This is a genomic window from Bacteroidales bacterium, from assembly GCA_018334875.1.
GTDB lineage: Bacteria > Bacteroidota > Bacteroidia > Bacteroidales > UBA12077 > JAGXLC01.
In genome coordinates, this window is the sequence record JAGXLC010000098.1 from 1 (window position 1) to 12,781 (window position 12,781).

Genomic DNA, 12,781 nt, shown 5'->3' on the forward strand with positions numbered 1-12,781 from the left:
GGGAATTTTAGACCATCTAAAGGAAGGAGAGGATGAAATTTCAATTCGTGATATTGTGATTAAGATGATCGCAAAGGTTTGGTATACTGTGAATTATTTTTATTTGTCTTTTGGCAAATGGGACCGGCTGGCCGCAGCAGTGGGATCCATCAGAAGCACTCTTAACTGTGATATTGATATAGAGGAGGATCAACTCATAGCTCTTGTTAAGGAACATATGGATCATAGAGAGATAGGAAACACTGTTGCAAAACTGGCACGCTATGTACCCTATAGGTTCCTGTCTCCATGGTTTGCATCAAAGATAAAAGGGATTGATGACAGGGATAAAAATAGGCTTTTAAAGGAGCTGGCCGAAGAAAGATTTTATTCTGAATTTCATTTTCCGCCATATCGATTTAGCAAGGATGAAAGCACCATTATCATTCAACCGGAATGGAGGGAATATTTCATCACACACATGAAAATTCTACAAGATTTCACATTGTGGCAATTATTGACTTTCCTGAGAAAGCGGAACCCCAATGTGCCCAACATTCAGACCAAGCTTTTCCCTCCACAAAAACGAGATTTTAAATATGCTAAAAGGTTCTGGAATTTGTATTTTGATGATCTCGGTCAGGTCAATTGTATATATTCCGGTTTGCCTGTGACATCCGAAAATTTTAACATCGATCATTTTGTTCCCTGGAGCTTTGTAACCCATGATCAATTATGGAACCTTCTTCCTATTCCCAAAGGAGTAAATTCTGCCAAGAGTGATCGTTTACCAGCCCGAAAATTCCTGGATGATTTTGGAGCGCTTCAGCATGATGCCTTTAACCGGGTGCTGAAAAAATACTCTTCTCAACCTAAATTACTGGAAGATTATTCCATTCTTTTTAATAAGGAGCTTGATGAAATACAGCAATTATCATGTAGTGCTTTTGTCGGAACTATTAAGGATACAGTTCAACCCCTTCTTCAGATTGCCGGTAATATGGGCTTTGAAGAAGGATGGGAATATTGAGGCAACAAACAACTTTTCAGGCTACAGGAAAGACTATGTTTGCCCAGCCAGGAGGGACAGGATACCCTCTATCAGCTTATCGACTTCATCGATTACACCGACCACCTCGAAGAACAATATTACCAGGAGCAGGATGAGGAGGTAATATAGAATTTTCTTCATTAAATTGTAATGAGACCCATCTTTTCTTTACTCATTGCTCTCCGAGAGTATTTTTAGAAGCAACTTGCCTTTGTCTGTCGTAACATAAGCCTGTTTGCTGCTTTTAACAACATTAGGATATGTATATTTGAGCCATTGGAATTGAACCAATGGTTTTATATAGTTATTAAAGTTTTTTGTGTGATTGGTCAAATTTAATTCCTTCTCAAGTATGTCTTTTCTTTTCTGAGGTTTCAAGCAGTACTTTAATACTATTTTGACTTGGTCACCAACTTGGTCACCAACCTGGTCACTAACCCGGTCACTTTTTTGTTGCAGCATCTGGTCGTCAATGGGCAGCATGGGAGCCGGGTAACTCAATACCTGAATGGAATCTCAAGGAAAAACCTGAACTTCTACGGGATTGTTGTAATCGTATATTAGCGGCAGAATTTAACAGGACCTGAGTTTTTTGTGCCTGATTTCCACCGTTATTTCGTTTTTCTCATTGGTAAGATATTTTTGGACTATTTGAAACGGATAATCCTGAAACAGAAAGATGAAAAAAGATAAAACCAAAGTGATCGAAAGGATCCAGGCAAGGTTAAAACCGGAAAACAGGCCAAGTGAATAACAGTTAATGTCAGAAAAGCAAGTGAATGAAATATTTCATAAGTCAACGCTCCTGGTTGGAGCGACCCAGTATAGCGTCCCTGTAATCAACATCTTTATGCAAAATATGGCTGATAAACCACTTCTTAATAAAAGTTTTGATTTTATCAAATAACATGTGGTTCATATAGCCATACTCCTGCCGCATCTCTTCTATACGTTTAATAAAGAACTCGTGTTGTTTTTTATGATATTCATACTTCTCATAGCCGTTTTCTTTCATAAGCTGCTCTTCTGACTGAAAATGGTATTGCAAATAATCTTCAAGTTCTGTGATCAGCTTATCAAGCTCTTCCGGTTCTTTCTTCTCATACACTTCAGATACTTTTTCAAACAGCTCGAAAAATTTCTTATGCTGTTGATCAATTACCGGAATATTTAAAATAAAACTCTCACTCCAGATACTTGTCATAATGATTAAGTTTTGGGATTGAAAAATGATGAGGTTACAAAAAAACCTAATTTGCCTGTTTGGCTCCAAAACCTGTTCGCGTCATAACGCCCCAGCCTTTTTTATTTTTCCTGAAAAAGAAGTCGTAGTTGCCTTTAAGGGAAAAATACACATTCATCGGATGAAAAATCACCATCTCTGCCATAGCAATAAGTATTATTTTCAAAAGAAACCTCGCCCCTTTATACCTGTTGAAAAGGAAGGTTTCATAAAATACTGCGAATGAAGAGAATGCCAGTGAAAATGAAAACACAAACAATAAGAGTAAAAAGAAAATCTGATAATTAACCATTCCCAGGGACAGGGCGACTAAAAAATAGACTATCCCAATGGTTTCCAATATGGGAGCAAACCATTCAAAAAGAACCCAGTAAGGGAAGCTAATCATTCCAATCCTGCCATATTTAGGATTCAAATACATGTTTTTGTGTTTTATCACCGTTTCTATTGAGCCCCTGGCCCACCTGTTTCTCTGTCGCGATAATATTTTAACCGTCGATGGCACCTCAGTCCAGCACAAGGGGTCAGGGATGAATGCAATTTTGTATTGCTCCTTTGCTACTCTATGCATGTATTTTCTCATGCGCACAACCAGCTCAAGGTCTTCACCCACGGTAGAAGTATCATAGCCACCCACTGTTTGTGCCAGCTTTTTATCGAACATTCCAAAAGCACCGGAAATAATCAGAAGCCCGTTAATTCTGCTCCAAGCCATCCGCCCCAGGGTAAAGGCTCTGAAGTATTCGAGAACCTGAAACTTTGCCCACAAATTTTTGGGATACCGCACTTTAACAATTCTCCCGTCTTTAACTTCGCACGAATTGGCTACACGAATAACACCCCCGGAAGCAATGACCCTTTTATTGCCACTGTCCTCCATAAAAGGTTTTACCATGCGCATAATGCCGTCCGGTTCAATAATGCTATCCACATCAATGGCGAGAAACAAATCGGATCTTGAAACATTGATCCCTGCATTCAGGGCATCTGCCTTTCCCCCATTTTCCTTATCCACAAAAATAAGATTAGAAAAGGCGTTGTTTAAGGATTTGTAAATGCCCCGGATTTTAGCTGTCTGAATGGTTTCGTTATGGGCATAATCTACTTTCACAAGTTCATAACTATTGATTGCCTTTTCAAGGCTATTATCCTGACTGCCATCGTTCACTATAATTACTTCGACCCTGGGATATTGAAGTGAAAGCAAACTCCGGATATTTTCCACAATTCCTTTTTCCTCATTGTAACATGGCGCTATAATGGAAACCGAAGGAAGTATTTCGTAACTTCTGATGGTTTTGTATCTGAAATATTTATTTTTTTTAATATAGGCTTTTAATTCAGAAGCTGACAAAACTGCAATGAGCAAATAGGATACAAAAAGAAAAGTTGCATAATACAAAAAAACATTGTTGAAAAACTCAAAAAACAGATTTGATATAACCATCATCAGTCTAATTTATATTAATGTCCGATATTTCATTAAAGGCCTTCTTCAATTCTATGTCATTTGAATCTTTAAAGGAGAGAAATCGACTTATATCATTATTGAATAAAATTCTCAGAATCTTTATTTTAATCAAGAGTGGCTGATTTTCAGATATTCTAACCATGAAACTTTGAAGGCGTTCATTATCAGCTTCTTGCATCTTATCAAGTATGGTTGACTTAACTTCATCGGGTTCAGCATCAAAATTTTCCAATACAGCATCCACTGCCTCGCGCTCTTCAGCCAGGTCAAGAAACGAATCCCATACCGTTTGTCTCAACAGTAGGTTTCGAATTTTTGAGTATTGCTCCTGAAAAAGCAGATGTTTGTATTCTTTTAATTTCCGGTTTTTAATGAGCAATGCTCCAACGATTTTTTTACTCACATGATTAGATGTTAAAAGATGCTCATAATCAATATTGGTTTTAAAATTTTTCAAAACAGCATTCACTATAACATTCATATCAAGCAATGACAAACGGTGTTTCCCCTCAATAAATGAAAGCTTTGTGTCACTGTTCCCTTTTAACCTGACAAGGGCGGCAAAAGCTTCGGTACGGAGCGCGTAATTTCTGCTTTTCGTGTAATATAAAATCCGCTCATTGTAGTCATTGATACGCAAATAGGACAACATCTTCATGGCAATAATGCGTTCCACGTTGTTGAGGCTATAGAGTAAAGCTTTTTGTTTGTTATATAATCCCAGATCTTTTAACAGAATAGTGAATTTCGGGCTAAGGTCGATGGTGAGTGCTTCCTGAATACGGGTATATACACTGAACAAGGCGAATATTTGAATCCATTTGACGGTGAAGGGTTTTATCGTGCTGACAAAGGCATTTTTTTCATGCGCGTTGTTATATTTTTCTGACAACAGATAATCCGCCAACTTTTCGGCAAAATATTTTTCATACATTGAAGTCAATTTTTCATCTCTTTCTCGCTTATTGTCATAATAAATGCTAAGAAGAAAAAGTATTAAAAAAAGAAGGAGGGAAAAAACAATAAAACACACAACAAAGTACAACCATATTTCAAGACCCCTGAGGTGTGCATAAAAAGGGTTGACAATATTGATGTTATATATTGTTATCCCGGGGGTATAAAAGAAATAGACCAGACTTATGATTAACAAAGTCAGTATAACCCTGAGGGAAATTTGGGTTGTTTTTTTTAAATATTGACGCAGTAATAAACTCATCCTATAGCCTGTACTTAAATATTAACTCAATTAAAAACCTGTTGCGAAAGGCATCAGGGGTATGTTCTTCGTAGGCATAACCAGCTGATAATTTCAACTCATTGACCTGCCCGATCTGAATATTCTTCTCGATTTTTATACGGTAACTATTTAGTCTGAGCAATTCAAAAGAGGGGTCTACAGCATATCTTTCATCGGGCGAATTGCCATAAGCAATTTCAACACCCCAATAATTGACCGGATTAATTTGAAAATATCGTACATTAAACACAGTGGTCAGCGCGTTACCGTTTTCGCCAAAAACATAAAAAGGCCGAAGGGCCATCCATAGATTAGAGAAATACTTTCCAATATGACCTGTGGTAATAAAAACATTCTTTGAGCCGCTATTCAGGTAGCGCCCTCCAAGGCTTGCTTCCAGGCTATTGTATAGCGGCAGGTAATATTCCATTCCGGCCCTGTGTTGGGGGAAAAGTCTGTTTTTGATACCTATTCCATAATTGACATACAAATAATGCCCGTTATTGAATACATGGTAGTAATCCGATTCCACCTGCACATCACTGGTATTAAAACGATGTGCATAATTGAGCCGGGTTTGCAGAGTATGCCGATCGATTTTGAAACCATAGTCAAGGTAGGCAAGGTGGTAGGGTTTCGGGTTATTACCCTCAAAAATATCAGTCGAGTAGAAAGCAGATAATATATTCTGTCTGTCCCGCATCATCATTTCATTGTAGATCGTTTTGATGGCCGCCGAGTCGAGCAGCGCAGCATTCTTTTCAGCATAATCAATGCCTTCCGAATATCTGCCAAGGCCTTTATAAGCCAACATCTTTTTTAAAGCTAAATTATAGCTGTCCGGGTAGCCATGCTCCCTTGCCACGGAAATTTTATCCTGTAAAGCCCTGTAGCGGCCACTCCAGAGCAGAATATTGAGCCAACTGTCATATAGTTCCTTATACTCAGGATTAATTTGCCGGGCCTGCTCAATGTATTTAAGGGCCTTGTTGTAATTTCCATCCCATGCATGAACATTGCCGATAAAAACCATTACATCGTATCTTGAAGAATCTGCCTCAAGAACTTTTTTCGCCTCTTCTATGGCTTCAGCATAGTTTTGACGTTGTGCATGGTTTATGGCCGAATTGAACAGAGAGTCAGCATTTATTTGACTTAGTGCACCAAAAGGCAGGCAATTTAACAACAGAATAACAAATATCTTTTTAATCATTTTTCCATCCTTTATGCTTGATCTATGAATCCCCTCCAAACAATTTTTGGCTGATTTTTCTCTGCTCATGCCAGCGCTCTGGCTTTGGTTTTTTCACTGATATGCTTCATTAAGTGTTCGGGATCAAAGGGCTTTTTAAAAAAATAATGGGCTCCCTGGTATAATACTTTTTTTTCCTCCCAGTATTCGACATTACTTAAATAATACACAGGACATTTGATTTTCTTTTTCTGTCGCAAGATATGCAATATTTCATGGCTGGCCGTACCCGTTATAAAGTCATCTAAAATAATCAGGTCGGTTGTTATGTCAGGGCTAATTGATTTAACTCCTGAAAAAGAGTTGCACACAACGACAGAAGCATTCTCGATCCATAATTTAAATGCTTTTTTCAACAGGGCATTTAAGATAAGGTCTTCGCAAATGATTATAATCCTAAAAGGTTCGTTCATCATTCATCCTTTTGCAATTTATGACAACAGGGTATCCAACTTATCACGGGCCATATGGCTTTCTGTATTTAATCTTATGACGCCTCCCGTTACAGGTATATCTTCCTGGTATTTTGATTTGTCATACGAACATACAATTCCATAGTTTTGTTTTTATCGCTTTAATTTCCCCATTCTTTAAGATCTGGCTATTGGTTAGATCAACAGGCGTTTATTGCATTCTGTATGATTTTTTTAGTTTAGATTATAGAGTCAGATTATCAGTCGTTTCCCCGGGGTAAAGAATGTATGGCTGAAAGATTACCTTTAGAAAATCAATGTGCCACTTCCCAACACCCCCGCTGGGATTCGGACGAGAACTGTCATGAATTTTATTAGGGGCTCAGGGAGAAATCTCTGGATGTGATGGAAGAAAATTTTGCAAGGCCGGGATTTTCGTTTTATTTTGATGTTGTAAAAAGCTATTGTCTATGCATCGTTTTACCCTTTTGGCCGTTCTTTTTGCGGCAATCTATCTTTTACCGGGTATGCAGGATCAGGCTGCTGCCAGGGGCCGGAGTGTCCGGCAGGATACCATCCAGAAGATGCCGCTGGAAGTGCTGGTGACCAACACCCAGAATGATCCGCGGCAAGGCGAGGAGGTGGTGTTTGTCGATACGCTTTCTCAGGTAGAATACCGGGGCATCACCGGCAGCAATGGTAAGTTCAGGATTCAACTGCCCGAGGGCAGCACTTACCTGGTGAAGATCAAAGGCATCTCCGACCAGCAGGACTACCAGGTCTTCTCCATACCAGAGCTTGCTGATAACAGGCAATACCGGACCAGCCAGTTTTTGATCAAATACGACCCGCCCACTGTCTATACCCTGGACAACGTGTATTTTGGTTCCAACAAGGCCACCTTACGGGAGGCTTCTTATAAGGAACTGAATGAACTGGTGGAATATATGGAACGGCGGAAGCACATCCGCGTTGAGATCGCCGGGCATACCGACAATGTAGGCTCCAAAGAAGCCAACCTAAAGCTTTCCCGCAGAAGGGCCCGCCGGGTCAAAGCCTACCTGGTCAGCCAGGGCATCGCGGAAGGACGCATTGAAGCCAGGGGCTATGGAGAAGATCATCCGGTAGCCGGCAACAATACCGAAGCGGGAAGACAAAAAAACCGCCGCACCGAAGTCCGTATACTCGAAGATTCCAGGTAATATTTTCCGGCTTCATTATCGCCAATGTGGCTAAAACAAAGGTAATGACAAAAGAACCCCTGCTTTCTTTAGCTTCAGATTGAGAGGAAAATGATCGCTCCCGAAAATTATCCGGGTCTCATATTTTTTTCAGTCTATGTCCACAGTTAAATACAGTGTCCATATGATAGAACCTGCCTCGCTTTCTGCGGAAACTACCGAGCCACCTGTCTCTGCCTCGGCCAGCCCGAATACCAGATCGGAATTGGGTTCCGAATCGAAGGGGGTTTCGTTCATCAGCTGCCATTCGCCGTCGTCATTCCGGGCATAAACCTTTTGTATATCATTTATAACGGTCACCCCGGCATCTACGGGGATGGTTATGACACCTCTGTCTTTTTCAAGCCTTCCGACAGGATCAATCTTCCATGAACCACTTCGTACAATTTTTGAATCATTGTTGAATACGATTTCACCCGAATAATTTAATGTGGTGCCTTCGAAATTGATAAGCCCCATTTCTTTATCGATCTCCACCTCCATGCTGGCTGTTTCATCCCATTCGGGATACACATTGGTGTATCTAACGGTCATGGTGCCGGCGTAATCATGCTCCAGCAGTTGATCCGGCACCTTCTTATCTTCATCTTTCGAACAGGAAAAGTCAAGAAAGAGAAGAATTAGCGGAAGACAAAAGGTAAAATACCTGATGTGACCTATTGCTTTCATAGGTTAGAATGTTTGATGGTTATTTAATGTTTGACTATACGGGCAATGCTTATATGCTTCCCGCCCATTGCCCTGATTAGGTAGACCCCGTCAGGACAGGATGATAGATCGAGCAGCAGGGTCTGGCCGGTAACATTCATGCTGATCACCTCTGCTCCGGTGATGGTAGTCACTTTAAGCATCTCAACCTTGCTGTCTTCGCCCAGCTCAATCTTCAGCAAGCCATTGGTCGGGTTGGGGTAAACCGTCAGCCCGTTTCGTTCAACCCGGGAAATTTTATCCGGCACATCTTCCGGGTTTTCTGTTTCATAAGCCCCTATATCCACCGTGTCGTTCTTGATTCGGGGTTCACCGTCGAGATCGACGGCTACCGTCACAGAATCGTTCAGGCCTGCATTGATGCAAGGGGATATTTCCTCAATGTGGAAATCACCTTCTAACGTAGGAGCGTCTTCCGGATTGATTGCTGTTACAAAGAGGGGGTCTTCATCCAGAATCTCATGATAGACGATGGAATTGCTTCCTCCACGTCCGAAAGCTTCAGCTCCGCCCTGTATATCACAATGTGTAAAAGTGGGAGTTGCATCATGAAGATGCACCTCACTGCCCGAATCATCTGCCAGGTTATTCCAAAGAAGAGAGTTGACAAATACGGGTCCCATGTTTGTCATTCTTACTGCCCCACCCCATTCTGCTGAGTTACCGGTGAAAGTACAATTTTTCAGGATGGTGTTTTCCTCGGTCTGTGCGTTGTTTGTTGACGTGAAAAAGTCAATTCCACCACCGGAGTATTCTGCTTCGTTGCCACTGATGAGACAATTGACTAAAACAGGGCAGCTTGTGCCGTCGCTTACAATGTAAAGACCAGCTCCATCAATCGCTTCATTACCTTGTATTTTGCAATTCAGCAACTCAGGCTTGTTAACACTCAGATAACAGGACCAGATGCATAAGCCGGCTCCCATATAGGCTTTATTATTTTTAATGATACAATGATGGATTTTCGGGTTAGAAACGGAATTCCATTCGGTCGTTTCTATAAAAATCCCGGCTCCAAAAAGATCGGGGTTTTGGTCAGGCCATCTCGTTTCCGCTTGCCCGTCTTCCTTTTCGCTATTCCCGTGAATGATAATGAATCCATCCAGCAGTGTCTGATCCCCTGTATTGATGAGCCTCACCACATGGCGGGCATTGTCCGAATGGTCTTTCTCCTTGCCAATATTGCCGGTGAGGAAGGTTTCGTTGTTTTTCCAGTCTCTTTCTTCCAGGGAGTTTTCCGACCCGTCAAAGCCACCATAGAGTTTCACACCGTCCGGAATGACAAAGCTGGCATTCCTGTCGTCTCTCTCAATGTGAGATCCCCTGTCCGGGTAATAATAGCTTGCAGCCACCCATATAGAATCTCCGAAATCAGCTATATGAAGGGCATCCTGGAGGTCGTTGAAGGCATCTTCCCAGGATGTACCATCGTTGTAGCCTGAAGCATCCATATCAACATAGATGAGGGCTTGAGAGACAGGCCTCTCATAGGCGCCCATATCAACCGTTCCATTCTGTATCCGGTCGTTGCCATCCAAATCGATGTTTACGGTCACTGAATCATTTAGTCCGGCATCGATGCAAGGAGATCCGATAAGCAGGTGAAAGTCTCCACCGGTTGTCGGGGCTTCTTCAGGATCCACACCAGAAACAAATAGCGGGTCACTTTCCAGATTGTTATTGTAGGTAATATTGCTCGCGATGGTTTCAATTCCATCCAATCCACCCTGAATATTGCAATAGATCATTATAGGTGAAGAAAAGTTGAAGTACCCTTCATCGCCTTTCTCCCTGGCTCGGTTATTTCGAAAAATGCAGTTAACCAAATTGGGATCCATATGGCTAACTGCCAACCCTCCTCCAAACATACTTGTATAATTGCCACTGAAAGTACAGTTTTTCAGAATGGGTTGCCGAACTTCTGACTCATCCCCAAAAAAGTGCAATCCACCGCCATACACTTGGGACCTGTTACCACTGATGAGGCAATTGGTCAGGATGGGCTCGCATATGCCGTCCCGAAGACTTCTGAAATAGATGCCTCCTGCCCTGTGATCGGAAACATTGCCACGTATAATACAGTTGGTAAGTACCGGGCTGCTTTCTCCACCGGAATATACTACATTATACATTCCTCCTCCATTGTGGGCACTGTTGTTTTCAATTATGCAATTCACAATATTGGGATTACTTAAATGACCCTCCCCCGTACATTTATTGAAAATTCCTGCTCCACACTCATTGATCCATTCTCCTTCATCGGTATGTTCAGCCGAATTTCCGTACGCAATGGTAAAACCGTTCAGTATTGTTTCCTTACCTGTATTGATAAAGCAAACCACGTGATAGGTATTGTCTGAAGCGTCCCCTTGTATTCCGATGTCTCCGCTGAGAAGGGTTTCATTTGCTTGAGGATCCCGCTCGTAAAGACGGGACTCTGTCCCTTCAAATCCCCCATATAATTTTACACCGGAGGGTATTAAGAAAGTTACCTCTCTGGAATCCGGAACATTGATATTATCAAGATCTAATGCTTCAGAAGGATAATACGTGCCCTCAGCTACCCAGATGGAATCCCCCGGCATGGCTTTATCCAGGCCATCCTGGAGATTGTTGAAAGCATCTTCCCAGGATGTACCATCGTTGTAGCCTGAAGCATCCATATCAACAAATATAAGCTCTGGCTGGGGTTCAGCGGAAGTGGTAAAGCTTTTTTCCTGAGCGAAGGCCGATCCGGCAAAACAATTATCCACACTTTGCACGCTCCAGTAGTAGGTGGTATTGGGCTGCAACCCGTATACCATATAGCTGGTATCCAGGCCGGCGTTCCCCATTTTCGGAACCTGCCTGAAGCCGTCTGCCAGGGAAAGCGGGGAGATGATCTGCGAACCGCCCGGACTGGTTCCCATGCGAAGGTTATAAGTAAGGCCTTTCTGAGCCGTTTCATTATCGGAACCCGTGTTCCAGATGAGTCTGACACTATCCATACCTGCTTCTACCGCCAGAGCTTCCGGTGCTTCCGGTGGGGTGTTGGCCCGGGCTCTGTTATTTTTGAAGATCGCAGATACAGGTCCGTCTTCCCCCCAACCGGTCAGGAGCAGATCCAGATCCCCGTCGTTGTCGTAATCCGCCCAGGCTGCAGCGCTACGGCCAAGATCAGGAAAATATTGGTTATAAGGCCAAAAAGAACCTTCATGGTTCTCGTAGAGCACGGTATGGGCTTCCAGACCGGTCTTGGTTCCCGAAACAATCAAATCCGGATCCCCGTCGTTGTCATAATCACCCCAGGCAACAGAGCCGCTCTTTATGTTCTGAATATTAGATTTCAGAGAGTAAGCCCAGGTAGCCGGACCCTCGTGAGTAACACATTCAAAGATACAAGAATAGGCTGTGTCTGCATTATCGCCTGCCATAACAATGTCCAAATCCCCATCCATGTCAAAATCTCCGACATCTGCAGTTCGACCCTGAATGCTGTTCAAAACAGACTGGACATTAGAAAAGCCGGGTAAATCATTTCTGTATTGCGATTTTGTTGCTTCCAAACCACTTGAAAGCACATCCAGGTCGCCATCCCCGTCAAAATCGCCCCAGTTGGCAACAGAACTCCAAACCGGCTCAAAACCGTAATTGTTGTATTCAAAATCGTTGTCCGTATTGATGTTGTTGATATAAATACCGGCATATTCCGAGCCTGATCCCTTACCATTGATCAGCAGGTCATAATCCCCGTCGTGATCATAATCACCCCAGTCCACGGATCCACTCGTTACACCATGCAGCCCAAGATCCGTTTCCACAAAAGTGCCTTCAACCTGTTTATAAAGCATGGTATAATATTCGTCAGGCTGACCGTCTTTGGCGCCTGTTATGATGAAGTCGAGCATACCGTCGTTGTTAAAGTCGGTCCAGCCGCAGGACTTATCGGATCCTGCCATCACCCCCTGAAGATTCATCTCTGTATCTTCCAGGACACCATCATTGTTCTGGTAAATTTTTGTGATGTATTCCGAATTGCTGCCCGTCCAGCCGGTCATCAGCAGGTCCGGATCGCCGTCGGCATCGTAATCACCCCATGCAACCGAAGCATGCGATATGCTGTCCAGGGCCAGATCCACATCTTCGAATCCTTCCTCTCCAGAAGGGGTTGTAGAGGTTTGGCCCAGCAGAGGAACATTCACTT

At 42.5% G+C, this 12,781-nt stretch carries 9 protein-coding genes; 2 read left to right on the forward strand and 7 right to left on the reverse strand.

Translation table 11 applies throughout. The annotated features are described in order from the left end of the window. The coding region (locus KGY70_09705; GenBank protein ID MBS3775452.1) for a hypothetical protein at nt 1-1,009 on the forward strand (1,009 nt) is incomplete at its 5' end. A gap of 817 nt (nt 1,010-1,826) precedes the next feature. Here the strand turns inward: KGY70_09705 and KGY70_09710 are convergent. From KGY70_09710 to KGY70_09730, 5 genes are all read right to left on the reverse strand, one after another. Beyond that, nucleotides 1,827-2,234: a hemerythrin family protein gene (locus tag KGY70_09710; protein ID MBS3775453.1), complete on the reverse strand. Its 408-nt coding sequence runs from the start codon at nt 2,232-2,234 to the stop codon at nt 1,827-1,829. 46 nt (nt 2,235-2,280) lie between these two features. Then, nucleotides 2,281-3,723, reverse strand: coding sequence for a glycosyltransferase family 2 protein (locus tag KGY70_09715; GenBank protein MBS3775454.1), 1,443 nt, complete (start codon nt 3,721-3,723; stop codon nt 2,281-2,283). 4 nt (nt 3,724-3,727) lie between these two features. After that, nucleotides 3,728-4,678 carry a hypothetical protein gene (locus KGY70_09720; GenBank protein MBS3775455.1) on the reverse strand — a complete coding sequence of 317 codons (951 nt, stop codon included), beginning with the start codon at nt 4,676-4,678 and terminating at the stop codon, nt 3,728-3,730. A 286-nt stretch (nt 4,679-4,964) separates the two neighbouring features. Then, the gene (locus tag KGY70_09725) at nt 4,965-6,197 is read right to left on the reverse strand and encodes a YaiO family outer membrane beta-barrel protein (protein ID MBS3775456.1); all 1,233 of its coding nucleotides are present in this window, start codon (nt 6,195-6,197) and stop codon (nt 4,965-4,967) included. A 65-nt stretch (nt 6,198-6,262) separates the two neighbouring features. Then, complete coding sequence (locus KGY70_09730; protein ID MBS3775457.1) at nt 6,263-6,652, reverse strand: response regulator transcription factor; 390 nt, start codon at nt 6,650-6,652, stop codon at nt 6,263-6,265. 467 nt (nt 6,653-7,119) lie between these two features. On the opposite strand from KGY70_09730, the gene KGY70_09735 reads away from it, so the two are divergent. Continuing rightward, on the forward strand, nt 7,120-7,851 hold the full coding sequence (locus KGY70_09735) for an OmpA family protein (protein MBS3775458.1): 732 nt from the start codon (nt 7,120-7,122) through the stop codon (nt 7,849-7,851). A 129-nt stretch (nt 7,852-7,980) separates the two neighbouring features. Here KGY70_09735 and KGY70_09740 read toward each other — a convergent pair whose 3' ends face one another. After that, nucleotides 7,981-8,559 carry a hypothetical protein gene (locus tag KGY70_09740; protein ID MBS3775459.1) on the reverse strand — a complete coding sequence of 193 codons (579 nt, stop codon included), beginning with the start codon at nt 8,557-8,559 and terminating at the stop codon, nt 7,981-7,983. 23 nt (nt 8,560-8,582) lie between these two features. Then, the coding region (locus KGY70_09745; GenBank protein MBS3775460.1) for a VCBS repeat-containing protein at nt 8,583-12,781 on the reverse strand (4,199 nt) is incomplete at its 5' end.

Excerpts from the sequence above, each read along its gene's own strand:
- KGY70_09710 (MBS3775453.1), bottom strand. The coding sequence starts at position 2,234 with ATGACAAGTATCTGGAGTGAGAGTTTTATTTTAAATATTCCGGTAATT.
- KGY70_09715 (MBS3775454.1), bottom strand. The coding sequence starts at position 3,723 with ATGATGGTTATATCAAATCTGTTTTTTGAGTTTTTCAACAATGTTTTT.
- KGY70_09720 (MBS3775455.1), bottom strand. The coding sequence starts at position 4,678 with ATGTATGAAAAATATTTTGCCGAAAAGTTGGCGGATTATCTGTTGTCA.
- KGY70_09725 (MBS3775456.1), bottom strand. The coding sequence starts at position 6,197 with ATGATTAAAAAGATATTTGTTATTCTGTTGTTAAATTGCCTGCCTTTT.
- KGY70_09730 (MBS3775457.1), bottom strand. The coding sequence starts at position 6,652 with ATGATGAACGAACCTTTTAGGATTATAATCATTTGCGAAGACCTTATC.
- KGY70_09735 (MBS3775458.1), top strand. The coding sequence starts at position 7,120 with ATGCATCGTTTTACCCTTTTGGCCGTTCTTTTTGCGGCAATCTATCTT.
- KGY70_09740 (MBS3775459.1), bottom strand. The coding sequence starts at position 8,559 with ATGAAAGCAATAGGTCACATCAGGTATTTTACCTTTTGTCTTCCGCTA.